Source organism: Streptomyces sp. SM11 (assembly GCF_002910905.1).
Lineage (GTDB): Bacteria > Actinomycetota > Actinomycetes > Streptomycetales > Streptomycetaceae > Streptomyces.
The window spans coordinates 1-24,145 of record NZ_NEUE01000240.1 but is presented as its reverse complement, the minus strand read 5'-3'; the positions used below and the strand labels follow the sequence as shown (position 1 = coordinate 24,145).

The window sequence follows — 24,145 nt, the reverse complement described above, 5'->3', positions numbered from 1 at the left end:
GCACGGAAGGAGCCGTCGGCGACGACGACCGCGTATCCGTCGGTGGGTCCTTCCGGCAGCAGCACGGCATCGGGTACCAGGAGGAGCGGGCCGGGAGAGTCGAGGAGGTCGCGGGTGAGCTGGTTCATCGGTTGCTTTCCGTGCGTGAGGTGATCAGCCGGGCGGCGATGCGCGGCCTGACGTGGTGGAAGAGGATGTTGAGTACGGCGGCGACGAACGCGCCGACGGCGACGCCGCTTTCGAGGAGGATGCGGACGTTCGGCGGGAAGCCGGCGTACACGCCGGGGATGAGGATGGGCAGCAGGCCCAGCGCCAGGGCGACGGCGCAGATGAACGTGCTGGTGTGCTGGTCGAGGTCGGAACGGTCGAGCATCTGCACGCCGAGCACGGTGATCACCGCGAAGACGACCATGGCCGTGCCGCCGACCACGGCGGACGGGACGACGCTGATCGCCCGTGTCACCGGCGCGAGGAAGCCGATGACGATGAGGACCACACCGGCAGCGGCGGTGACATAGCGGCTGCGGACGCCGGTGACACGGACGATCCCGATGTTCTCGCCGCTGGTCACCATCAGCGGCAGACCGAAGAACCCGCCGAAGAGCGAGGTCAGCGCATCACCGCGGACCATCTTGGGGACGTCGGTGCGGGTGTCGATCTCCTTGCCGACTGCCTCGGCGTTGATGACGGTCTGCCGGTGGCCTCAGCCATGGAGGCGAGGCTGTAGAGCATCAGCGGCAGCGCGGCGATCAGGCTGAACTGGGGGGAGCCGAACGGCATCACTTCCGGCACGCTGACCAGGCCGCCTTCGGCGGCACGGCCGAGGTCGATGCTGCCGAGGAAGCCGGCCAGCACTGTGCCGGCGACCAGCCCGAGCATGACGGCGAGTTGCCGCAGGATGCCGGTGAACAGCAGGTAGAAGACGACGGTGAATCCGATCGTCGCCATACCGAGCGCGAGGTTCGTCGGGTCCGCGAATCCGGGCTCGCCGGGCCTGCCGGTGACGAGGACCGCGCCGACCTTCACCAGGTTGATCCCGACGATGACGATCATGGTGCCGATGACCAGGGCCGGGAAGAACCCGAGCAGTCGCGAGAAGGCCGGCAGGACGACGAAGTAGAAGGCGGCGGTGAGAATGACCGCGCCGGTGGCGGTCCGGAGACCGTGCTGCGCGGCGATGGCGATGAACAGGATGAGCGGCGCGCCGCCGGGCAGCATCACGAACGGCAGCCGGGGACCGAACTTCCACGGCCCCAGCGACTGGATCAGCGACCCGACGCCGGAGAGCACGAACGCCGCGGAAAGCAGGTTGATGGTCAGGCCGGCGTCGAGTCGGAGCGTGGCGCTCATCAGGAAGATCGCCGAGATGGGGGTGGCCGCCATGACGAGGACGTGCTGAATGCCGAAGAGGATGATCCGCCCGAGGGGGCGCGACTCGTCGACGGGGTGCACGGTGGGGCTCGACTCGTCGGCCGAGTGCGGGGCGTCGTGCATGTCCGGCTCTGGCGTCGGTGGTTGTTCCGCTCCGGGTGCGGGCTGGCGATGACTGGACACGTTGGAGCTCCTTTCGGGCGTGAAGAACGCTCGGGCATTAGCCGCGATCCAGCCCCATACTGACGGCCAAATCGATTTGGCCCAATCGATTTGGCCGTCAGTATGGAGAGACCCCGCGACCGTCGTCAAGAGCTGCGATGCCGGGGATGCGGTCTCTGGGACGCGGGGTACTCGCGGGCCGGACGACAGGCGTGCGGCAGCCGATGGAGCGGCGGCGGACAGCGGGGCGAGCGCGGCAGGACAAGGTCGCGAACGGGGCGAGCAGGGCACGGTACGGTCGTGAGGACGGCCAACTTCCCGCGCCGGAGATCCAGGGTTCGGGGCCGAACGGCGCCTACGCCGCACGGTCTTGGGCGGCACTCGTCCAAGGTTCGGTGCCAGGCGGCCTCTTGACCTCCACGGCGGCAGCCATTAATTTGCCGTGAACGTCGACACCCAGCCCTCGAAAGGAGGCGACCAGCTGATGCTCACCTACTCCGACCTCGGTCGCCTCGCCGAGTGCACCGCATGGGTCCCGGGGCGGATCGCGCACGGCTGCTGAACGCGCCCCCTTCTCCTGTGCCCTTCCGTGGCACATTTCGGGTTTCCCGAACTCCCGTCACCTTTTTCGCGGCGCCTCGCTGTTGCGCGCGGTTTCGCGCCCGCTCTTTCTCACGTGGTGCGTCTGAACGAAGAAAGCTGTCTGAAAATTGACGAAGACGATGAATCGACCGAGCTCGCACCGAAACGAAGGCCTGTCGTGACGGCGGCGGCACGCATCACGGTCAACGGGACCGAAGCACCGCTGTCACCGACCGCGCCCCACACCACGCTCCTGGACTTTCTGCGCGAACATGGCCTCACCGGCACCAAGGAGGGCTGCGCCGAGGGTGAGTGCGGCGCCTGCGCGGTCCTGGTCGCCCGGCCCGGGACGAACGAGCCCACCGACTGGGTGGCGGTCAACGCCTGTCTGCTCCCGGCCGCGGCACTCGACGGTCAGGAGGTCGTCACCTCCGAGGGGCTCGCCACCGCCGGCGCATCCAGCCCGCCGGGCACGCTTCACCCGGTGCAGGAGGAGATGGCGGCCCGCGGCGGCTCCCAATGCGGTTACTGCACACCCGGGTTCGTCTGCAGCATGGCCGCCGAGTACTACCGCCCGGACCGCTGCGCCCACGCGGAACCGGCCGGCAGCACCGACCCCGAGCACGGACCGAACGGCTTCGATCTGCACGCACTGAGCGGCAACCTCTGCCGCTGCACCGGATACCGTCCGATTCGCGATGCCGCGTTCGCCGTCGGCACGCCCACCGACGAGGACCCGCTCGCACGGCGTCGCGAGCACTCCCCACCCGTACCGGTCGCCACCGAGTACGTCCAGGGCACCACCGCGTTCCTGCGGAAGAACACCCTGCGCGAAACCTTGTGGTTGCTGCGCGAGCGGCCCGACGCGGTGGTGGTCGCCGGCTCCACGGACTGGGGCGTGGAGGTGAACATCCGTGCCCGCCGGGCGGATTGCGTGATCGCCGTCGACCGGCTGCCCGAACTGCGGGAGCTGCGCGTCGAATCCGACTCCATAGAGATCGGGGCGGCGCTGACGCTCACCGAGATAGAACGCCGCCTCGACGGCCGAGTCCCCCTGCTGGCGGAACTGTTCCCGCAGTTCGCATCACGGCTCATCCGCAATGGTGCGACACTCGGCGGCAATCTGGGGACCGGCTCCCCCATTGGCGACAGCCCACCGGTGCTGCTCGCGCTGGATGCTTCGGTGGTGCTCACCGAAACCGACGGCGAGCGCCAGGTCCCCCTTGCGGAGTACTTCACCGGCTATCGGCAGAGCGTGCGCCGTCCCGGCGAGCTGATCCGTGCGGTACGTGTCCCGCTGCCGCTGTCGCCGGTCGTGGCCTTCCACAAGATCGCCAAGCGGCGCTTCGACGACATCTCCAGCGTGGCGGTCGCCTTCGCGCTCCAGATCGAGGACGGGATCGTCCACAAGGCCCGTATCGGTCTGGGCGGTGTGGCCGCCACCCCGGTCCGCGCCCTCTCCACCGAGGAGGCCCTGGAGGGCAGGCCGTGGGCGGCGGAGACCGTCGAAGCCGCGGCACGGGTTCTGCGGGCGGAGGGCACGCCGATGAACGACCAGCGCGCCAGCGCCGCCTACCGCTCCGCGATGCTGGGCCAGAGCCTGCTGAAGCTGTACGCGCAGACCATTGAGGCGGTTTCCTCATGAGCCAACTGTCCCAGCGCCCCGAAAAGCCGGCCGTCGGCGTGTCGATGCCGCACGAGAGTGCCACCCAGCACGTCACCGGCACCGCGCTCTACACCGACGACCTGATCCATCGCACCAAGGACGTTCTGCACGCCTACCCGGTCCAGGTCATGAGGGCCCACGGCAGGATCAGCAGGCTGAACACCGGGCCCGCGCTCGCCGTGCCCGGTGTGGTCCGCGTGCTGACCGGCGCCGACGTGCCCGGAGTCAACGACGCCGGCATGAAGCACGACGAACCGCTGTTCCCCGACACCGTCATGTTCTACGGTCACGCGGTCGCCTGGGTGCTCGGCGAGACGCTGGAGGCGGCCCGGCTCGGTGCGGCGGCCGTCGAGGTGGACCTCGACGAGCAGCCCTCCCTGATCGCGTTGCGGGACGCGATCGCGGCGGAGAGCTTCCACGGCGCCCGGCCCGTGCTGCTCACCGGCGACGTCGACGCCGGCTTCGCCGACTCCGCGCACGTGCTCTCGGGCGAGCTCCAGTTCTCCGACCAGGAGCACTTCTATCTCGAGACGCACGCGGCACTGGCCCTGGTCGACGAGAACGGGCAGATGTTCGTCCAGAGCAGTACCCAGCATCCCTCCGAGACGCAGGAGATCGTCGCGCACGTGCTCGGCCTGCACAGTCACGAGGTGACCGTGCAGTGCCTGCGGATGGGTGGCGGCTTCGGCGGCAAGGAGATGCAGCCGCACGGCTTCGCGGCCGTCGCCGCGCTCGGCGCCAGGCTGACCGGCCGGCCGGTCCGGGTCCGGCTCAACCGCACCCAGGACCTGACCATGTCCGGCAAGCGCCACGGGTTCCACGCGGAGTGGAGGATCGGCTTCGACGCCGACGGCCGCATTCAGGCCCTGGACGCCACCCTGACCGCGGACGGCGGCTGGAGCCTGGACCTGTCCGAGCCGGTGGTCGCCCGTGCGCTGTGCCACATCGACAACACCTACTGGCTCCCCGCCGCACGCGTCGCGGGCCGTATCGCCAAGACCAACAAGGTCTCCAACACCGCCTTCCGCGGTTTCGGCGGACCGCAGGGCATGCTGGTGATCGAGGACATCATGGGCAGGTGCGCACCGCTGCTCGGCCTGGACCCGACGGAGCTGCGGGAGCGCAACTTCTACCGGCCGGGGCAGGGCCAGACCACGCCGTACGGGCAGCCGGTCACGCACCCCGAACGGATTTCCACCGTCTGGCAGCAGGTGCGCGCCGACGGCCGCCTCGACGATCGGCGGCGCGAGATCGCGGCGTTCAACGCCGCACACCCGAACACCAAGCGGGGGCTCGCGATCACCGGGGTCAAGTTCGGCATCTCGTTCAACCTCACCGCCTTCAACCAGGGCGGCGCGCTGGTTCTGGTCTACAAGGACGGCTCGGTCCTGATCAACCACGGTGGCACCGAGATGGGCCAGGGCCTGCACACCAAGATGCTGCAGGTGGCCGCGACGGCGTTGGGCAGCCCGCCGCACAAGGTGCGGCTGGCCCCGACGCGTACCGACAAGGTGCCCAACACCTCCGCCACCGCGGCCAGCGCCGGGGCGGACCTCAACGGTGCGGCGGTGAAGAACGCCTGCGAGCAGATCCGCGAGCGGCTGCTTCACGTGGCCGGCGGCCGGTTGGGGACGAACGCCTCGGACGTGCGCATCGTCGAGGGCGTCGCGCGTGCCCTCGGCAGCGACGAGGAGCTGGCCTGGGACGACCTGGTGCGCGCCGCGTACCTTCAACGCGTGCAGTTGTCGGCGTCGGGCTTCTACCGGACCGAGGGGCTGCACTGGGACGCGAAGGCGTTCCAGGGCTCACCGTTCAAGTACTTCTCCTACGGTGCCACCGCGACCGAGGTGGAGGTGGATGGCTTCACCGGCGCCTACCACATCCGGCGGGTGGACATCGTGCACGACGTCGGCGACAGCCTCTCCCCGATGATCGACATCGGTCAGGTCGAGGGCGGTTTCGTACAGGGCGCGGGCTGGCTGACGCTGGAGGACATGCGCTGGGACACCGGTGACGGGCCGGGCCGCGGCCGGCTGCTGACCCAGGCGGCGAGCACGTACAAGTTGCCCAGCTTCTCGGAGATGCCGCAGGAGTTCCACGTCCGGCTGCTGGAGAACGCCACCGAGGAAGGCGCGGTCTACGGGTCCAAGGCCGTGGGCGAACCGCCGCTGATGCTGGCGTTCTCGGTACGGGAGGCGTTGCGGCAGGCCGCCGCGGCGTTCGGGCCCGCCGGAGTGAGCGTGGAACTCGCCTCGCCCGCCACACCGGAAGCCGTGTACTGGGCGGTCGAGGCGACTCGCCGGGCCGGTCGCTCCACCAACGGTCACCCCGGCGACGGGTTCGCCACCGGGACCGGGACGCGAACCGGGACAGAAGCGTTGAACGGTGCCTGACATGACCTGGGTCGCCGCGGTCGCGCGGCTGCGAGCACGCCGGGAGGCCGGTGTGCTGGTGACCGTCGCTACCGTGCGCGGGCATGCCCCTCGTAACGCCGGCGCGAAACTCGTCGTGGGGCGGACCGAGGCATGGGGCTCGATCGGTGGCGGCAACGTCGAGGCGGTCACGATCGATCGCGCCAGGGAGATGATCGTCGCGTCCACGCCCGTACCGGAGCTGATCGATTTCGCTCTGAACGACAAGGTGACCAACCGGCACGGCGTGCAGTGCTGCGGCGGCACCGTCTCGGTGCTGCTCGAACCGCTCCCGGTGGTACGGACGGTGGCGATCTTCGGCGTCGGACACGTCGGGATGGAACTGGCGCGCGTCCTGGCACGTCAGGACCTCGACCTCCATCTGATCGACAGCCGCTCGGACATCCTCGCCGAGGAGCGGCTCGCTGTCCTCGCGGACGCGGTGGCGGGGGTGCGGGTGCACCATGCTCCGCTACTGCCCGAGGAGGTCCTCGAGAAGTTGCCGCGCGGCACGCACGTCCTGATCATGACCCATGATCACGCCGAGGACGCCGCTCTGTGCGACGCCGCCCTGCGGACGGCCCACCTCGGCTCCATCGGGCTGATCGGGTCGGCGGCCAAGTGGGGGCGGTTCCGCAGACGCCTCCTCACGGAGGGGGGTCACGACGAGGCCACCGTCGATCGGATTACGACCCCGATCGGGCTGGCCGACATCACCGGCAAGGAACCCGCGACCATAGCCGTGAGCGTCGCCGCCAATCTGCTGCGGACCTTCGAGACCGAGGGGAACTGACTTCTCCACCCGGATCGGCGGGGGCGCCCCACGCGCGTGCTGACGCACACCTGCGGGGCGCCCTCGCGCCACGACCACGCCCGTCACTCCGCACACGGGCATCTACCTCACCCGGGCAGGCTGCACCTCGCACCCTTCGACGGCCCGATGCCGTCCTCCTCGCAGCCCCACGGGGGTGGCACATGCGGTGCCCAGGAGCACACGGCTGCTCGGCGGCCGGTAGTCCGCACGGCGATTGCGCGCACCCGCGTGGGCACGGATGACGATGCTGCCCGTGGCCACGGCAGTGGCACTGACCCGGGGTGCGCAGAACGGCTCGACCCCGCAGGTCCTCGGCGGCACACCGCGCCGGGCGGGCCGACCCGCCGGACTCGGACAGCACCGACAACCCGGTGACCAGCTGCTCGCGCAGGTGACCGGAAAAGCGCTCCCGAGCCCTCCGCCACGTCGGCCGATCGCCCGGCGGACGGCAAGAGCGCCCGCCGGTCCATGCGTGACCTGTGCCAAGGGCGCTCACCAGGAGTGCGGGCTCGTTGATGCCGGGTTGTTCCAGGGCGCGGCGGCGGTGTTCGAGGCTGCGGCGGCGGGGCCGGCCGAAGAGCGTGCGGAGTGCGTGCGTCGACTCGCGCACCTCCCCACCCGGCGGTGAACGCGTTCTGCTCACCGGAGCCGGGAGTGTGCCCCCAGTGGCCCGACACACCCCGTTGCCGTCATTGTTCCCCGACGCGATGGCGCCGGACCGTAGGCACGTGCTTCGCTCTCGTGCGTCTCACCCTTCCGGTTCCTGCACCTTCGGCACGAGGCGGAGGGGGCACAAGTCGTCGCGGCCTGTGCGTTGGGGGTCCTGTTCGTCGTCACGGACCGTCGCAGTGCATCGCCGAAGACGTGTGCGGGGACGCGCGGCTGCCTGTCGTCCTCGCTCATGGTCTCGCCGGGATACCACTGGGCCAGGGGCGGGAAGTGCTGGACGAACCAGCTGAGCATCTTCGCCGAGCAGGTTCGCGGTCCGGTCGCCCGTCGCGGCGCTGTTCGCCGAGCAGCATGACGGCGCGATGGCACTGAACCGGCACCACGAGGACGCTGCGTTCGAGGACCCCGATGAGGTTCGGGCGGCTGCGACATCACGCTCCTCACCGCCGACGAGGAGTACGACTTCCACCGCGGCGACCCGGAGTGGTCGCTCATCAGGGAGCCGGACGGCCGCGAGCTCTCCTGCGGTGGTCCTCTCGGCCCGCTGAGTTCACCTGGTGATGATCCAGGAGTACGCACACCGTAGCGGCCACGCGGATCTCCTGCGCGAGCGGACCGATGTGACGGGTGACTGATACCCGCCCCTCGCGCCCCACCGGCTGTCCCTGCCCGGGTCGATCAGTTTCAGGCCGAGCGCGGGCATGGCAAGACCGAGCATGACCAGGACCGACAGGCACAGGGTGAGAGCGGGGCGGGTCCGGGCCGGGCGCAGAAGAGCACCGAACACCCGGCCCGTCTCCGGCTTCTCCGCCCGGGCCGGCTTGCCGCGCTTCGCCCGGCGGGCGGCCCTGCGCGGGGCGAGGCGTTCGGTACGGCGGCCGATCGTGACCAGGAGCGCCAGGCCGCCGACCTCCGTCACCAGGCCTGCGATTCCGACGAACAGTGGCGACCAGCTGGGGTCCGTGAAGGCCGTGACCAGGATGTCGCCCGCTTCGAGATCGGCCTCCGCCATGTCCAGAATGACGCGGGCCCTTCCCTCGACGGTCCCGGCGGAGACCGCCAGCCCGGTCAGGGCTCCGGCCGGCACGTCGTCGCGACGGTACGCCCCCGTGAGGGCCTCACCGTCCGATGTCGGCACTCGGGGCGGTGTGAGCGCGTGGTACGACCGGAACGCGTCCTTGCGCTGCTGGATGAGCCGGTCGTCCACCTGGTTCGAGCGCACGGCGTCGTGGAGTTCCTGGAACGTGAGGTAGAAGCTGTCCTCCTTCTCGGAAAGCACTCCTGCCCGTACGAGGCGCTCGGCCTCGGCCAGTAGTGCCTGCTTGTAGACGAAGTAGCGGCTGACGATGCCGTACTTCGGGTACTCCCGGTATCCGATGAAGGTTCTGACCCGGTCGATCATCTGTCCGGCTCATGTGAACCTGGACATGACCACCGCCCATCCGAAGGGTGCCCGCGTCCAGCTCTTCGACGGCACGGACCAGGCTGCCTGGCAGCATCCGGACGGCCGCACGCCCGAATGGCTGGTGAGCGGTGGGGATATGGAGGTGCCCGGCGGGACCTACGCACCAAGCAGGGTTCCCAGGACTTCCGTGCGCATGTCGAGTTCTGGCTGCCGACCTTCCGCCGGACGTGACCGGCCAGGACCGCGCCAACAGCGGCGTGTACCTGCAGGAGCGCCACAAGGTGCAGCTCCTCGACTCGTACGGTGACACCACGCTCACCGACAACGAGGCCGGGGCGATCTGCACCAGGAAGGCCCCGGACATGAGCGCCGCCTCTGCGCTCTCGCCGCACCGCCGCGGTCTGCGCCGCTTCCCCGCCCTCGGGACCGTGTGCCCGGTGGGAGCCGTCGCTATCGTGCTCCCGTGACTGTCTCCACGCAGCCTCCGCTGCTGTTCCTCGATGTCGACGGGCCGCTCATCCCCTTCGGCTCGGCGTCCCACTCGTATCCGGCCTACGGACCGGGCCCCGAAGCTCCGGGCACCGGCTCGAATCCGATCCTGGCCAGGATCGATCCCCGGCACGGGCCACGGCTCGCGGCGCTGCCCTGCGAGCTCGTCTGGGCGACGACCTGGATGGATGACGCGAACGAGTGGATCGGACCGCGGATCGGCCTGCCGCGGTTGGCCGTCGTCCGATGGCCGGAGACTTCGGGGGATGACGGCGCAGCGGGATGGGAGGAGCGGGAGGAACAAGAGGTGCAGGACGAGAGGAGCGGGCTGCACTGGAAGACCCGCGCCCTCGTCGCGTGGGCCGCGGGCCGTCCCTTCGTCTGGGTCGACGACGAGATCACCGACATCGATCGGGCCTGGGTCGCCGTCCACCACCCGGGACGCGCCCTGCTCCACCGGGTGGATCCCCGGCAAGGTCTGACGGGCAGCGACTTCACGGCTCTCGACTCCTGGCTTCGGCGCGCGGTGAACGCGTAGGCGTCTCGTCGAGAGGCGGGCCGCGCTCCGTCAGGCCGCGCTTCTCCGGCAGGAGACGACGACCAGGAACGGCCACAGCGCCTGGACGGACGTCACCACGCGCTCGGCGACACCGGGCGCCCTCGCGCTCTGCAGCTCGGCCAGGAACCACAGCGCGCTCGCGCACATCAACGCGCTTGCGGCGAGCGACACATCGAGCCTCAGCCCCCACGGCGCGGGCCGCCCGCCCCGCACGGCGGCCAGCGGAGGCCACACCGCCAGGAGCACCAGGCCCAGGGTGGCCACGGCCCCGTGCTCCAGTGCTCCGCCGCTGTCCGGCGCGGGCACCAACGTCAGGGCCAGGGCGCACAGTCCCCCGCCGGCCAGGGCCACCCGCCCGGGGAGCGCCGCCGTCCGGAGCGCGTGCGCCGTCACCACGTAGCACGTCCCCAGCACCAGCAGCATCCCCGTCATCAGCCAGTAGCCGGCAGCTCCGTAGGAGGCCAGCACGCTCAGGGTCTGCCTCGCGGGGTCGTACTCCGGGCCTTGGCGCAGTTGCGCGATCGTCCAGGAACCGACCAGAAGCACAGGGGCACAGCCGGAGGAGACCAGGGCCCACCAAGGAGCAGATTGCATCAGATCAGCATAAATGCGCAGATATCGCCTGCTTCTGATCTCCGCATGCTTTGAGCAGGCCGTGCCGTCGGCCGCGGGCGCGGCGTCCGGCAGCGCTCGGGCGCCCAGGCCGACATCACGCGCAGGACCGGCGCGGCGACCGCCGGCAGGGCGAGCACCACGGGCGCATCGATCTCGTGGTCCTTGGCGCGCAGGTGAGTGACGACGGCCCCGACGAAGTACGGGAAGACGCCGACGGCGGCGGACCCGATGAGCGCCACGCCGATGCCGATCAGGGGCCGGGGGAACCTGCCGCCTTGAGCGAGTCCAGGCGGGGGAAGGCGGTGCTCTCCTCGCTCGCAGCGCCTTCCCGGTGCCGGAAGCGCCTCGGGGACGGAGTGTCTGCTCCGCGCCGACCTGCGCCTCCTCGGCCCGCCCTGGGCCGAGGAGGCCGCGTTCCGCGGGACGCGGCCGACCGCCATCAGGTCCGTGAAACCGTCTGTCCTCGTCCGGGGCGCACGGGCGGAGAGCCCCGGGCGTCAGGCGCCGTCCTCGTCGCTCCGGTGCCGCAAGCGCCGGACGCTCGCCTCCGCGCTGTCGAGCAGCATCTCCAGTGCCGTGGGGTAGGCGCTGTCGTTCATCCTCGCCACCAGCAGCGGCGCGGTGGCGGCGATGTTCGGGTGGGTCTCCGCGGGCAGCTGGGCGTAGGTGGCGCGCCAGACCTGTTCGTCGGCGGCCCGTGCCGCTTCGGGCAGGGCGAGGCTGCGGCGTCCAGCGCGGCGAAAGCGAGTGCCTGGTCGACGAACGCCTGGTAGATGCGTACGACGTCCGTGTCGGGCAGTCCGGTCGACCGCAGGATGCCGAGGACCGCCTCGTCGCCGGCGATCTCGTTGGCCCGGCCGCTGACCCGGCTTGCGGTCAGCACCGCGGCCTCCGGGTGGGCGATGCAGGCGGTATGGATGCGCAGGCCCACCTCGCGCAGATCCTTCCGCCAGTCTCCGCCGGGCCGCCATCCCCGCATCGCGCGTCCGATCAGTTCGTCGGCGATGGCCAGGGTCAGGTCGTCGACGCCCCGGAAGTAGCGGTAGAGGGTGCTCGGGTCGGCTCCGAGCGCCACTCCCAGGCGTTGCACGGTCAGCCCGTCCCTGCCGTGTTCGTGGAGCATCCGCAGAGCCGTCTCGACGATCAGGTGCTGGGTGACGACCACGCCCTGCCTGGTCGGCCGTCTGCGCCGACGTCCTTCCTCCGGAACCACTTCCTTCGCCATCGAGCCCCTCCTCCGTCTCGGCACCGGTGCGGGCCTACGGACCCAGACCTTGTGCCAACGGCGTTGACGTTGCTCAAGTGCATGCCTTTCATGGCCGAATCCAAGGGCACCGGCCTGCACGGCCCTGCTCTCCGACACAGCCCGGCTCTCTCACGAAAGGCACATCCGCCATGCGCGTACTGCTCGTCGGCGCAGGTGGCGTGGGCACGGCGATCACCAGGATCGCCACCCGCCGCTCGTTCTTCGACCACATGGTCGTCACCGACCACGACCTCTCCCGGGCCGAGGCCCCGGTGGCCGGGCTCGGCGGGGAGAAGGCCCGGTTCACCGCGCTGCGCGTCGACACCTCGGACCGGGTGGCGGTCACCGCCCTTCTCGCCGAGCACCGGTGCGACATCCTCGTGAACGCCCCCGACCTCCGGTTCGTGATGCCGTTGTTCGAAGCGGCGCTGGTCGCCCGCGTCGACTATCTGGACCAGGCCATGTCCCTTTCCTCCCCGCATCCGGAGCGCCCGTACGAGGAGTGCAGGGGGGTCAAGCTCGGCGACGGGCAGTTCGAGCGCGCCGCCGCGTGGGAGAAGGCCTGCCGGCTCGCGCTCGTCGGCGTTGGCGTCGAGCCGGGGCTCTCCGATGTCTTCGCCCGGTACGCCGCGGACGAGCTGTTCGACACGATCGAGGAGATCGGCGTCCGGGACGGCGCGAACCTTGACGTCGACGGCTTTGACTTCGCCCCGTCGTTCTCGATCTGGACGACGATCGAGGAGTGTCTGAACCCGCCGGTGGTCTGGGAGAAGGACCGGTGCTGGTTCACCACGGCCCCGTTCAGCGAGCCGGAGGTCTTCGACTTCCCCGAGGGCATCGGCCCGGTCGCATGCGTCAACGTCGAGCACGAGGAGGTTCTGCTGATCCCGCGCTGGGTGGAGTGCCGGCGGGTCACCTTCAAGTACGGGCTGGGTGACGAGTTCATCGAGACCCTCAGGACACTCCGCAAGCTCGGCCTCGACCGCACGGACAAGGTGACCGTGCCCGGCGGAGACGTGTCGCCGCGTGACGTGGTCGCGGCCTGTCTGCCCGACCCCGCCTCCCTCGGTGAGCTGATGCACAGGAAGACCTGTGCCGGCACCTGGGTCAAGGGCACGAAGGACTGCGTGCCCCGCGAGGTGTACCTGTACCACGTGGTCGACAATCAGTGGTCGATGCGTGAGTACGGGTCCCAGGCCGTGGTCTGGCAGACGGCCCTCAATCCGGTGATCGCCCTGGAGCTCGTGGCGAACAGCACCTGGAGTGGTGCGGGCGTGCTCGGCGCCGAGGCTCTGGCCCCGGGCCCGTTCCTCGATCTGCTCGTCGAGTACGGATCCCCGTGGGGCCTGCGCGAACAGCGATCGCGGGCTCGCCGAAGGCCCACCGGAGAAAGTGGCAGAGATTTCGGGCGACGATGTCGAGAACCCGTATCCGGCTCCGTCCCCGTAGTGAAAGCGGCCGCGAGGGGCCGCACAGCATCGAGGAGAACATCATGGCCAAGTACCTGCTGCTGAAGCACTACCGCGGCGCCCCGGCCCCGGTCAACGACGTCCCGATGGAACGGTGGACGCCCGAGGAGATCTCGGCGCACATGCAGTACATGCAGGACTTCGCGGACCGACTGGAGAAGACCGGGGAGTTCGTCGACAGTCAGGCGCTCGCTCCCGAAGGCGCATGGGTGCGGTACGACGGTGAGGGCCGCCCGCCGGTCACCGACGGGCCGTTCGCCGAGACCAAGGACCTCATCGCCGGCTGGATGATCATCGACGTCGACGGTCACGACCGCGCCGTCGAGCTGGCCGGGGAGCTGTCGGCCGCCCCGGGGGCGGGCGGGAAGCCGATCCACGAGTGGCTGGAGGTACGCCCGTTCCTGTCCGCTTCGCCCACCATCACGGAGTGACGCGACGATGAACGAGGCCCTCCTACGGAGCCTCACGCCGAGTGTCATCGGAATCCTCGGCCGCCGCGGAGCTGACTTCGCGGCGGCCGAGGACGCCGTGCAGGACGCCCTGGTCGAGGCGGTCCGCGTATGGCCGGACGATCAACCGCGGGACCCGAAGGGCTGGCTGGTCACCGTTGCCTGGCGGCGGTTCCTCGACGCCACCCGGGCCGAGAGGGCCCGGCGGCGGCGGGAGGACCTCGTCGACGAGGAGCCCGTGCCCGGACCCGCGCCCGCGGTGGACGACACGCTTCAGCTCTACTTCCTGTGCGCCCACCCGTCGTTGACGCCGTCGTCCGCCGTCGCGCTCACACTGCGCGCCGTCGGCGGGCTCACGACCCGCCAGATCGCCCAGGCGTATCTGGTGCCCGAGGCGACCATGGCGCAGCGCATCAGCAGGGCGAAGCGCACAGTTTCCGGTGTGAGGTTCGATCAGCCCGGCGATGTCGCCACCGTGCTGCGCGTCCTGTATCTCGTCTTCAACGAGGGCTATTCCGGTGACGTCGACCTCGCCGCCGAGGCGATCCGGCTCACCCGGCAGCTCGCGGCCGCGATCAACCACCCGGAGGTGGCGGGGCTGCTCGCCCTCATGCTGCTCCACCACGCCCGGGGCGCCACCCGGACCGCGCCCGACGGGAGCCTGGTGCCGCTCGCGGAGCAGGACCGGGGCCGCTGGGACACCGGAATGATCGCGGAGGGCGTCGGGATCCTGCAGGCGGCCCTCGCCCTCGACCGGCTGGGCGAGTTCCAGGCCCAGGCCGCCATCGCGGCGCTCCACGCCGATGCGCCGGCCGCCGAGGAGACCGACTGGGTGCAGATCGTCGAGTGGTACGACGAGCTTGCGGATCTGACGGACAGCCCGGTCGTCCGGCTCAACCGGGCGGTGGCCGTCGGCGAGGCCGACGGCCCGCGCGCCGGGCTGGCCGAACTTGCCGCGCTGAGCGACTCGTTGCCCCGCCGTACGGCGGCGGCGGCGTATCTCCACGAGCGCGACGGCGACCTGACGACGGCGGCACGGCTGTACGCGGAGGCCGCCCACAAGGCCCCCACGCTCGCCGAGCGCGACCATCTGACGCGCCAGGCCGCCCGGCTCAACGCCGGCCGTCCGCGTTGAGCCGGGCCGGAGTTGCGGCTTCGGAACCCGGCCCGGTGAACGGCTCAGGCGCGGCAGCGCGGCATCTCCAGCGGTGGGCTGGCGAGAAGGTCCGCCCAGCAGTCCGCCCCGAACCGGCGCGGGCAGGTGGCGACGAAGCCGATCGGCGGATCGAGCGGCGCCGCGATCCGGACGCGCGGTCCGGTCTCGGCTTCGTCACCGGTCCGCTCGGAGAGGAAGCCGCACAGGCGCGGGGACGAGCCGCCGAGGCCGTGGTCGGGCTTTGCCAGGTCGAGCACCGACTTGCCGCGTACGTCCCCGGCCATGGCCAGGAAGCTCGGCACCTTCGCGTAGTGCGCCAGCGGCAGCGCCTTGAACCCCCCGAACGCCCCACCGATCTCTTCGTACTGCTGCGTGCTCACCGTTCTCCCCTCCGCGGGCCTTCTCCCGAGGCGGCAGCGGAACCGTACGGATGAGCGAGTCGCGCACTCGATCGTGACTTCCGCCCCTCCGGTGCCCGGTGCGTCGCGATGCTGTGCGAAAGGCGCGTGACCTGCGCCGTCGGCAGTTCCGGGGTGGGAGTGGCATGAAGCCAGACATGACACACGAGGCAGGACGACGCGGGGACCTGGACGAGCGGGTGGTCCTGCTGGTCGCGGGAGCGGCCGACCTGGCGGTGAGCGCGGTGGGTTCGGCCCTGGGGGCGGTACGAGGACTGCTGCGCCGCTCGGACGCCGCGGAACTGGCGGCGGAGGCAGAGCAGGATCTGATGGCGCGCGGGCGCCTGGCACTGGACCGGTACGCCGCCCCTCCCCCGGCCCATCTGGAGCTCCTCGCCCGGCACGCCGTTGCCCGGCGGGCCGCCGATGACGTCTGACCGGTGGGACGCGGCCGCGTTCAAGGCCCGGGTCGACGGGGTGCTGCACCCGTTCGTCGCCCGGGAGGCCGATCTGTTCGCGGCGATCGACCCGTCCCTGGCCCCGGTGGCCGCGCAGGTGGAGGCGGTCGTCGCGGACGGCAAGCGGCTACGGGCGGCGTTCTGCTACTGGGGCTGGCGGGCGGCTGGACAGCCGGACAGCGCCGCGCTGGTACGGGCGGCCGCTTCCCTGGAGCTGATCCATGCCGCCGCGGTCGTGCACGACGACCTCATCGACGACAGTGCGCTGCGGCACGGCCGCCCCACCGCACACATCGCTCTGCGCGGCGCCGTACGCCGCCAGCCGCGCTCCGTCGCCGCCGCCGGATCGCTGGCGATGCTGGTGGGGGATCTGCTGATGGGCATGGCCGGACAGCTGTTCACCACCAGCGGTCTGCCCGCCGCCTATCTGGGCCGGGCCCGCCCGTTGTGGTCGGTTCTGGGTCGGGAGCTGATCGCGGGCGAGTGCCTGGAGATCCTGCGTACCGGAGCGGAGCCGGACACCGAGGCCTCGCTGAAGGTGATCCGGTACAAGACCGCCAAGTACACGGTCGAGCAGCCCCTGTTGATCGGCGGGGCCCTGGCCGGGGCCGGCAGTCGGCTGCGGGAGGGCTGCTCCGCGTACGGGCTGCCGCTGGGCGAGGCGTTCCAGCTGAGGGACGATCTGCTCGGGCTGTTCGGAGACCCCGGACTCACCGGCAAGGCCAACGCCGACGACGTATGCGGCCACCGGCCCACCGCCCTGCTCGCGGAGACCTGGCGTGTCGCCGATGACGGCGACCGGGACCGGCTCAGGGGCCTCCTGGGACGACGCGACCTCGACGAGGACGGGTTGCACGCGGTGCGCGAAGTGATGCGGCGGCTGAAGACCCCCGGTCTCATCGAGGACATGATCACGGCGCGGGTCGAGGAAGCCCTCGGCGCCCTCCACGAGTTGGACGTACCCGCACATGCGGCCGACGCCCTGACCGCGCTGGCGAACTCGGCGACCGTCCGGCTGTCCTGACCCCTGTCGGCCGCACACCGCACCACACCCCAGCCCAGTCCAGTCCAGTCCAGCCCCGCCCCGCCCCGCCCCGAGGACAAGGAACTCCGTCATGAGCTACACCGAGGCTTCGATGAACGCCCTGCGACAGGACGGTGACGAACTGGCCGACGCCACCGTCGCCGCGCTTTTCGAACGCGGGGAGGTGGGCAGGTTCAACACCCTGATGCGGTACGTCTCCACCGCGGGCGCTCCCCTCCCGGACGGGCTCCCCGATATCGCCCGCGAGTACCTTCAGGCCACAAGTGCCCCGCCGGCCTGGGTCGACTGGGGCGAGATGGAGAAGGCCCGGCTGTTCTTCATCGACAACAACGTGCATGTTTCCACTGCCCTGTCGTTCGCCTCCATGCCGGCGTGCTACGTGGTCCCGCACGTGGCGAAGCTCCTGTCGGCCACCCACGGGCTGAAGTACCCGTCCAAACGGATGGCGGAGACCGGCCAGTTCACCGTCTATCTGATGCGGCCCGACGCCTTCGAGGCCGGGGGCCGCTTCATCCCTGCCGCCCAGAAGGTCCGCCTTCTGCACGCGTCCATCCGCCATCACCTTCTGCGCGGGGACCGGTGGGACACCGAAGCGCTCGGGACGCCGATCTGTCAGGAGGACATGATCGGCGGGCAGATGTTCTTCTCCATGCTCGTGCTCGACAGCCTGCACCGGCTCGGCATCCACATGTCGCAGGAGGGCGCGGAGGCCTACTACTACGCCTGGCGCGTGGTCGGCGCGATGCTGGGCGTCAGCCAGGAGGCCGTTCCCCGGTCCCTGGACGAGGCCCGCCAATTCCTCGACCTGTACATGATCCGGCACATGGGGCCCTCCGAGGAGGGCGCGCAGCTGACCCGGCAGCTCATCGACCTCTACGAGGAGGTCGTGCCCGGTACCTTCTTCGACCCGATCGTCTCCGCGCTCATCCGCCATCTGACCGGCGACACCTGCGCCGACTGGCTCCAGGTGCCCCGTACCTCGTGGGACACCGCCGTCAAGGCCGTCCCGCACCTTCTCGGCGTCCTGGAGACCATCGAGGACCGGTCTCCGCTGGGTGCCTGGACCCTGGACCGTCTCGGCCACCTCACCACCGTCCTCGAACTCTCCTCCCTCACCCGTGGCCGCGTGATGCACTACGCCATCCCCGAGCAGCTCAAGGAGGAGTACGGTGTCTCCCCCGCGGCGTCCCGCTCCCAGCGCTGGAATCCGCCCGCCGCCACCGTCCCCGACTGACGTACGGTCACGGCCCTCCGGGCCGCATGCCCCCTTGGTCGAACGAAATGACCACGGACCACATAACCAGGCGACCGGATCGACGTGCGCCGACCCGGGTCCCCCGACCGCACCCGACGGGCCGTTCTCGTCGGGTGCGGTCAGCGGCCGTGGGCCGGCGCCCGCGCGTCCTCCTGGCCGCCGCTGCCCCCGTCGAGCGGCGGGTGGGCGTTGCGGAGCAGTTCCTGGAACTGTCCGGAGAAACCAGTGCCCGGCCACCGGGGAGTCGGGCAGGGCACCCGTGAGGTTGAAGCCGTTGCGCCCGTTACCGGTGTACGTCGGGTCGCACATCCGGTCGAAGCCCTTGCCCTCGTCGTTGTCGACGGGTTCGCTGCTGCCGTCGGGCTCGCCCGGGGGCTTGGCCCAGACGTACGCGTCGATGCCCGGCTCGGGTGCGATCGTGGGGCGCTCGCCAATGCCCGCGCCGCTCTGGTTGCACCAGTTGCCCGCGTGGATGCGGCGGTCGGTGTGACCGCCGCCGACATAGGTGTCGACGCCCGTCAGGGGTCCGGGTCCGGCGGGCCCGGAGGACCGCCCCAGCCGTTGCGGGCGGTGTCGATGAGCATGCCGAGGCCGGCGGCGAAGCCCTGGCGGACCAGTTCCGTGCGCAGGACCTGGGCGAACAAGAGCTCGTCCACGTAGTAACCGGGAGGAGATCGGCTGGGCCCCGGCGGCCGGCGGTGGCGGCGAGAACTACGGCTGATCCTCCATGGAGGGCATCCATCACTTCCGGTACCACGTCCCGCCGGTCCACGAGTACGACCGTACGGGCCTCGGCTGCTCGGTGACCGACGGACTCGTCCACCGCGGCGAGGCGCTCCCGGACCTTCGGGGGAGCTATGTGTTCAGCGACTACTGCGACGGCACCCTGCGTACGCTCCGGATGGAGAACGGCGAGGTGACCGGCGTGGGCGACCTCGAAGTCAGCGGCGGCGAGGTCATCTCGTTCGTGTTCGTGGAGGACGGTGACGGCGAGCTGCATGCGCTCGGAAGCGGTGGTGCCGTCTCCCGCGTGAGCCGCTGAAACGCCCGGGAGGTCAACTGCGCGGACCGGTGCGGGGTCCCGGCCCTACGCGAAGGGGGACTCGGGATCTGACCGTTCGGCAGGCAGCGATCCCTCCGCGAGCCCGCCGAGCTGTTCGGACGCTACTCTCCCGAGCGCGGCGAGCAGATGCGCGTCGCCGCAGCCACCGGCCGCACTCCTTCGGCGGACCCCGCGGTGCTCAGCATGCTCATCGATCAGCTCGGGCCTGGCTCGCAGCCGAATGCACCGCTGTACACGGCGAGAAGGTGCCGCACCCCGAGTCGCCGACGCGCGCTCGTCACGGGAGGCTCCCTCCGGGCGGGGCCGGGCGGGCCGCCTTCTGCGCACCCTCGCCGCGCTGGTGGCCGCGGCGGGCGTCCCGGTCGAAGATGCCCAGCAGCTCGCACGGCCCGCCCTCGGCGCCGATCGCGTGCGGGAGCATCGTGGGGAACTCCGCCGCCTGGTTCGTCTCGATCCGCAGGCGCCGGTTGCCCAGGAGCAGGATCGCAGTGCCGGAGAGGACGACGAGCCACTCACGGCCCGGGTGCGCGCGCAGGCGCGCAGGGTTGTCGGGCGGCGGCTCGGTCATGCGCTGGCGGATGACGGTCATGCCGGGTTCCGCCTTGATGGGCCACCGCATCTGGCCGTGGGCACCGTCGATCATCGGGTTCGAGACGATGTCGTCGGATGCGGTCTCGACCAGCTGGTCGAGGGAGGTGTCCAGGGCACGGGCGAGGGTGACGAGCTGGTCCAGGGCCAGGCGACGCCGGCCGTTCTCGATGCGGCTGAGCGTGGACTGGCTGACCTTCGCGCGGGTGGCCAGTTCCTCCAGGGACCAGCCCTGGGCCACGCGCAGGGCGCGGATGCGTTTGCGTACCAGGCTGTCCAGCCCACCATCTTCTTGCGTCATAAGCATGACGATATGCCATTTGGGGCAAGTCGCACTTGGATCGACCGGCAATCGGGGGGCGGAGAAGGGGCGGGGCTGGGTGCGTGCAGCCGCAAGACGGAGGATTCAGGCGGATGGGGACGGCATACCGGCGATCGACCTCGGCATGGGCCTGGCGATGACGCCTCCACCGAACCGCTCGACCGCCGCGGTGTACGACGTGCCCCGGGAGTTCGGCCCCACGCTCGGCGTAGCCCTCCTCGGTGCACTGCTGCCCTCCGACTGCCGCGGCGCCATCGACGCCCGGCTCGCCCACGTATCCGGGGGCCCGGCCGACGTCGCGCGCGGAGGCGTCGCCAACGCCGTCGAGGCGGCGAACGGCGACGGCCCCCATGGCAATCCGGCATTTGCTGCGGCAGTTGCGAACGCGTTTCCGCGATCGAGCATCCGCCCGGATGCGGTTCTGTTGTGCGGACTTGAGGGGAGGGGACTGTCAGTGTCCGGCGCCAGCATGCTTACCTGGGTCATGCCCCAGATCCTCCGTCACGGGCAGGCACTCGTCGAGCAGGTCGACGACGTCGCGCCAGGCGCGCTGCGCGTGCCGTGGGTGGTGGCCGACGCCGGGGACCACGGGGTGGCCGACCGGCGGGTGATGGAAGGCGTGCAAGGCGCCACCGTAGACCGCGAGGCGCCAGTCGACGCCCGCGGCCTGCATCTCAGCGGTGAACGCGTCCCGTTGCGCGGGCGGCATGATCGGGTCTTCCGACCCGACCCCGGCCCACACCGGGCAGCGAATGCGCGCCGCCTCGCCCGGTCGGCCCGTGGTAGTTGCGTTGACTGTCCCGATCGCGCGCAGGCTGACGCCGCCTCGCCCGAGTTCCAGTCCGACGGCGCCCCCGGTGCCGTAGCCGACGGCGGCGATCCGGTCGGGGTCGGTCCGCGGTTCGGCGCGCAACACGTCGAGCGCCGCATGGCCGATGCCCCGCATCCGGTCGGGATCAGCGAGCAGCGGCAGGCAACGGGCCAGCATCTCCTCGGGGTCGCCCAAATAGTGCCCGCCATGAAGGTCGAAGGCCAGCGCTATGTAACCCAGTTCGGCGAGAGCATCGGCCCGGCGGCGCTCGACGTCGCTGAGCCCCATGCCCTCCGGTCGGAGCAGCACCGCGGGCCGACGGTCAACACCGGCCGGGAGCGCGAGGTGCCCGATCATCGTCAAACCGTCGGCCGGATACTCGACCGTACGCGTCGTGATCGTCGTAATCGTCGTCATGGGACTGGACTGTATGGATCGTTGGGCCCGGTCCGGCTGGTGTTCTGCCGCCGGCAGAACATCGCGGGTTTCCTTCTCGCATACGGCGAGGGCTCGCGAGAACCGTCATGAACCCCGTCCCCCGGCAGCGCTATCGGATACCGGCCCACTCCCATGCAGGGCGTCACCAGTTGGTCTCCTGCGCCGGAGATCCGTCGGCAGAAACGGGCGAGGGAGTCGAGGATCTCCTCGGCTGTCTTGGTCCGGACAAACGGCCTGGGGAGTTCCAGGTTGCAGCTGATCGCTTGTCGCTCGTGCCGCCCAGGGGGCACGTTCGCTCCTCCGGCCAGTGCCGGCGGAGAGCGCTGGGAGCGCTGATCACAGGAATGCCGAGGTCGACGACGGTGCGGGGTGGGCGCCGGTCGAGTTGGGTGAGCTTCTCCTCCGCTCCGGCAAGGCTGACCCACAGCCCTTCCATCTCGCCGAGCCATTTCTCGCGTTCGGCCTCGGCGATGCGGGCGAGGAGGTTGTCGAGGATCTCAACGAGACGGCTACGCTGGGCGGGGTCGGGCCAGGACATCGGGCAGCGGACGTCCCGTTGACCGAACTACCTGATGTTTCACCTGGGCTTCAGTCGAGGTCAACTCATAGTGACGACAGAGGGGTTGTGGCTGCTACGGGCCAGTCGTGCTGACTGCGCGTGTGGTGCTGAATCTGGTTTCATCGCGGGTCGTCGAGTAGGTCGGCCCGTGGAGGTACGGATGCCAGAACACAGCACGACGGTCCGGGACTTGGCGGCGCTGAGGGTAGAGAAGGTCGGCCGCATCGAGAAGAGCGATGACCCTCTGAGGCCGTTTCGGCTCCTGGATGCCGATGGCACCGAGGTGGCGGCGGTGAGCGAGTTCCTGCACCACATGCTTGCCGACGACGCGAGGCCGACGACGCTTCGGTCCTACGCCTATGAGTTGTTGGCGTGGGTCCGGTTCTTACACGCGGTGGAGGTGCCCTGGTATCTGGCGAGCCGGGTCGAGGCCCGTAACTTCGCGCTGTGGCTGAAGACGACGAAGAAGCCGCCACGGCGACGCCGTCCTGATGCGCCCGCTCCGGGTTCGGTGAACCCGGTCACGGGGAAGGCCGCGCCCGGCGAGAACTATGCGGCACGCTCGCGCGGTGATCCGCTCGTATTACGAGTACCACCGCGAGACCCACGGCCGACCGTTGATCAACCCGTTCCCGCAGGGCAGATCTGCCGACGAGGGGAGTCCGAACGCGCATCACAACCCGATGCAGGCGTTCCGGCGCCCGTCGCGCCGGGGCGCCTATCAGCCCAAGGAGCCCAAGTCGACCCCGAGGATCATCCCTGACCAGGCGTTCAACGACCTGTTCGCCGCGTTGAAGTACAACCGGGACAGAGCCCTGATCGCGTTCTACATCTCCACCGGCGCCCGCGCTTCTGAGCTGCTGGGTGTCCAGCAGGGCCTGGTCGCTCCCGGGGATCAGACGATCGGCGTGGTCCGCAAGGGCAGCCAGGTCCTGCAGCACCTTCCCGCCTCCGCCGACGCGTTCGTGTGGCTGCGGCTCTACCAGCAAGAACTGTGCGGCATGGTCCCCAAGCACCGGTCGGAGCCGCTGTGGTGGACGCTGCGACGGCCCTTCCGCCCGCTGGAGTACGACGCGGCCCGGATGGTCTTCACCCGTGCCAACCAGCTGCTGGGCGCGAACTGGACCCTGCACGACCTGCGCCACAGCGCGGCCAAGAGGATGGTCCGCGATCCGAACCTGACCCTCGCCGACCTGCAGTGGGACATGGGACATGCCCACATCACCACCACGGAAATCTATATCGCTCCCACGCCCGACGAGGTCGTTGCCCACGTCCTGGCACACCATGAACGACAGCGCGCCGAGCAGGCCAAGCCGCCGGCCCCGCCGGCGGCAGGTTACCGCCCCGAAGTGCTGGCAGCGCTGTTCGGGCAGTGGTGTTTTCCGGATGGCCGTTCCGGTGGCGGGTTCTCCGAGGTCTTTCGGGTCGTGGGCGGGCGGTCGGTCCGGCGGGTCAGGTCTGGGCGCGTTGTCCGGTGGCCGTCCACAGGTCGGTGAAGTCGTCGGCGCAGCGCCAGCGTTCGGGGAGGTGCAGGGTGATGGTGCGGGCGCGGGTGGCGAGGCGGGCCGGGATGTGGATCAGGTGCCGGCGGATGGTGCCGGTCCGCGCCTTGGCGTGGAAGACGGGCCTTGTCCCGTGAAGGTGGACACCTGTTCGTGTCGTTATGCGGCGAATGTCAGGGTAGCTGATTGCTGTTCGTAGGCGATCGGGGCCTGCTGTCCGTTTGCCGAGTGTCGTCGGCGGGTGTTGTAGCGGGTGGTCCAGCGGAAGACGGCCAGGCGGCAGGCGCGGGCCCCGTCGAAGCGGCGGGCGCCTCGCAGTGTCTCGCGTTTGAGGGCCGCGTTGAACGACTCGGCGAGTGCGTTGCCCGCGCTCGCGCCGACCGCGCCCATGGACTGTGTGACACCCAACTCGGCACAGGCGACAGCGAATTCGCGAGACGTGTACTGCGCTCCGTGATCACTGTGGAAGACGGCGCCGGCCAGGCTGCCGCGGACCCGGGCGGCCGCCCGGAGCGCGTCGGTGACCAGCGAGGTGCGCATGTGATCGGCGATCGACCAGCCCACCAGACGGCGTGAGAAGCAGTCGATCACCGTCGCCAGGTACAGAAACTCGCCGTCGCCCACCGGCAGGTAGGTGATG

At 70.4% G+C, this 24,145-nt stretch carries 17 protein-coding genes and 7 pseudogenes; 13 read left to right on the top strand and 11 right to left on the bottom strand.

Annotated features, from left to right (window positions below; translation table 11 throughout):
• Positions 1 to 124: 124 nt before the first annotated feature.
• Positions 125 to 1,383 (bottom strand): annotated as a pseudogene (locus B9S58_RS25420) (uracil-xanthine permease family protein).
• Positions 1,384 to 2,293: 910 nt separating this feature from the next.
• Between B9S58_RS25420 and B9S58_RS25410 the strand changes: the two are divergent.
• From B9S58_RS25410 to xdhC, 3 genes are read left to right on the top strand one after another with little or no spacing between them, the layout of a single operon-like run.
• The gene (locus B9S58_RS25410; protein WP_103534371.1) at positions 2,294 to 3,760 is read left to right on the top strand and encodes a xanthine dehydrogenase small subunit; all 1,467 of its coding nucleotides are present in this window, start codon (positions 2,294 to 2,296) and stop codon (positions 3,758 to 3,760) included.
• Positions 3,757 to 6,174 carry a xanthine dehydrogenase molybdopterin binding subunit gene (gene xdhB, locus B9S58_RS25405; RefSeq protein ID WP_103534370.1) on the top strand — a complete coding sequence of 806 codons (2,418 nt, stop codon included), beginning with the start codon at positions 3,757 to 3,759 and terminating at the stop codon, positions 6,172 to 6,174. The genes B9S58_RS25410 and xdhB overlap by 4 nt, the downstream gene beginning before the upstream one ends.
• 1 nt (position 6,175) lies before the next feature.
• Complete coding sequence (xdhC, locus tag B9S58_RS25400) at positions 6,176 to 6,985, top strand: xanthine dehydrogenase accessory protein XdhC (protein WP_103534369.1); 810 nt, start codon at positions 6,176 to 6,178, stop codon at positions 6,983 to 6,985.
• 1,588 nt (positions 6,986 to 8,573) lie between these two features.
• On the opposite strand, the pseudogene B9S58_RS25395 reads toward xdhC, so the two are convergent.
• Positions 8,574 to 9,080, bottom strand: a pseudogene (locus B9S58_RS25395) (PEP-utilizing enzyme); the annotation flags it as partial.
• Positions 9,081 to 9,087: 7 nt separating this feature from the next.
• On the opposite strand from B9S58_RS25395, the pseudogene B9S58_RS25390 reads away from it, so the two are divergent.
• Together B9S58_RS25390 and B9S58_RS25385 are read left to right on the top strand one after the other, a co-directional pair.
• Positions 9,088 to 9,460, top strand: a pseudogene (locus B9S58_RS25390) (DUF1080 domain-containing protein); the annotation flags it as partial.
• Between the two features lie 83 nt (positions 9,461 to 9,543).
• A complete protein-coding gene (locus tag B9S58_RS25385; RefSeq protein WP_103534368.1) occupies positions 9,544 to 10,107 on the top strand; it encodes an HAD domain-containing protein in 564 nt (187 codons plus the stop codon).
• Between the two features lie 30 nt (positions 10,108 to 10,137).
• Here B9S58_RS25385 and B9S58_RS25380 read toward each other — a convergent pair whose 3' ends face one another.
• From B9S58_RS25380 to B9S58_RS25370, 3 genes and pseudogenes are all read right to left on the bottom strand, one after another.
• Positions 10,138 to 10,722, bottom strand: a complete 585-nt coding sequence (locus B9S58_RS25380) for a DUF998 domain-containing protein (protein ID WP_103534367.1) — start codon at positions 10,720 to 10,722, stop codon at positions 10,138 to 10,140.
• Entirely contained in the window at positions 10,722 to 10,982 is a 261-nt protein-coding gene (locus tag B9S58_RS39380; protein WP_258045006.1) for a hypothetical protein, read from the bottom strand. The genes B9S58_RS25380 and B9S58_RS39380 overlap by 1 nt, the downstream gene beginning before the upstream one ends.
• A gap of 258 nt (positions 10,983 to 11,240) precedes the next feature.
• Positions 11,241 to 11,968 (bottom strand): annotated as a pseudogene (locus B9S58_RS25370) (TetR/AcrR family transcriptional regulator).
• Between the two features lie 170 nt (positions 11,969 to 12,138).
• Between B9S58_RS25370 and B9S58_RS25365 the strand changes: the two are divergent.
• From B9S58_RS25365 to B9S58_RS25355, 3 genes and pseudogenes are all read left to right on the top strand, one after another.
• A pseudogene (locus tag B9S58_RS25365) lies at positions 12,139 to 13,347 on the top strand (saccharopine dehydrogenase family protein); the annotation flags it as partial.
• Positions 13,348 to 13,481: 134 nt separating this feature from the next.
• Positions 13,482 to 13,889: a YciI family protein gene (locus B9S58_RS25360; protein ID WP_103534366.1), complete on the top strand. Its 408-nt coding sequence runs from the start codon at positions 13,482 to 13,484 to the stop codon at positions 13,887 to 13,889.
• Between the two features lie 7 nt (positions 13,890 to 13,896).
• Positions 13,897 to 15,042: an RNA polymerase sigma factor gene (locus B9S58_RS25355; protein ID WP_103534365.1), complete on the top strand. Its 1,146-nt coding sequence runs from the start codon at positions 13,897 to 13,899 to the stop codon at positions 15,040 to 15,042.
• Between the two features lie 44 nt (positions 15,043 to 15,086).
• On the opposite strand, the gene B9S58_RS25350 is transcribed toward B9S58_RS25355, so the two are convergent.
• A complete protein-coding gene (locus B9S58_RS25350) occupies positions 15,087 to 15,443 on the bottom strand; it encodes a hypothetical protein (protein WP_103534364.1) in 357 nt (118 codons plus the stop codon).
• 176 nt (positions 15,444 to 15,619) lie between these two features.
• On the opposite strand from B9S58_RS25350, the gene B9S58_RS25345 reads away from it, so the two are divergent.
• From B9S58_RS25345 to B9S58_RS25335, 3 genes are all read left to right on the top strand, one after another.
• Positions 15,620 to 15,898: a polyprenyl synthetase gene (locus tag B9S58_RS25345; protein ID WP_103534363.1), complete on the top strand. Its 279-nt coding sequence runs from the start codon at positions 15,620 to 15,622 to the stop codon at positions 15,896 to 15,898.
• Positions 15,888 to 16,943, top strand: coding sequence for a polyprenyl synthetase family protein (locus tag B9S58_RS25340; RefSeq protein ID WP_103534381.1), 1,056 nt, complete (start codon positions 15,888 to 15,890; stop codon positions 16,941 to 16,943). Before B9S58_RS25345 ends, B9S58_RS25340 begins: the two co-directional genes overlap by 11 nt.
• Before the next feature lie 91 nt (positions 16,944 to 17,034).
• On the top strand, positions 17,035 to 18,198 hold the full coding sequence (locus B9S58_RS25335) for an oxygenase MpaB family protein (protein WP_103534362.1): 1,164 nt from the start codon (positions 17,035 to 17,037) through the stop codon (positions 18,196 to 18,198).
• Between the two features lie 155 nt (positions 18,199 to 18,353).
• Here B9S58_RS25335 and B9S58_RS25330 read toward each other — a convergent pair.
• Positions 18,354 to 18,881: pseudogene (locus B9S58_RS25330) on the bottom strand (glycoside hydrolase family 6 protein); the annotation flags it as partial.
• Between B9S58_RS25330 and B9S58_RS25325 the strand changes: the two are divergent.
• Positions 18,875 to 19,261 (top strand): annotated as a pseudogene (locus B9S58_RS25325) (sugar dehydrogenase); the annotation flags it as partial. The pseudogenes B9S58_RS25330 and B9S58_RS25325 sit on opposite strands and share 7 nt — an antisense overlap.
• 298 nt (positions 19,262 to 19,559) lie before the next feature.
• Here the strand turns inward: B9S58_RS25325 and B9S58_RS25315 are convergent.
• The 3 genes from B9S58_RS25315 to B9S58_RS39375 form a co-directional block, all read right to left on the bottom strand.
• The gene (locus tag B9S58_RS25315; protein ID WP_103534361.1) at positions 19,560 to 20,171 is read right to left on the bottom strand and encodes a helix-turn-helix domain-containing protein; all 612 of its coding nucleotides are present in this window, start codon (positions 20,169 to 20,171) and stop codon (positions 19,560 to 19,562) included.
• Positions 20,172 to 20,643: 472 nt separating this feature from the next.
• On the bottom strand, positions 20,644 to 21,411 hold the full coding sequence (locus B9S58_RS25310; protein ID WP_103534380.1) for a dienelactone hydrolase family protein: 768 nt from the start codon (positions 21,409 to 21,411) through the stop codon (positions 20,644 to 20,646).
• A gap of 172 nt (positions 21,412 to 21,583) precedes the next feature.
• A complete protein-coding gene (locus B9S58_RS39375) occupies positions 21,584 to 21,979 on the bottom strand; it encodes a hypothetical protein (RefSeq protein WP_258045005.1) in 396 nt (131 codons plus the stop codon).
• Between the two features lie 590 nt (positions 21,980 to 22,569).
• Here B9S58_RS39375 and B9S58_RS25295 point away from each other — a divergent pair.
• Entirely contained in the window at positions 22,570 to 23,499 is a 930-nt protein-coding gene (locus tag B9S58_RS25295) for a site-specific integrase (RefSeq protein WP_258045004.1), read from the top strand.
• Positions 23,500 to 23,664: 165 nt separating this feature from the next.
• Here the strand turns inward: B9S58_RS25295 and B9S58_RS25285 are convergent.
• The coding region (locus B9S58_RS25285) for an IS3 family transposase (protein WP_107494943.1) at positions 23,665 to 24,145 on the bottom strand (481 nt) is incomplete at its 5' end.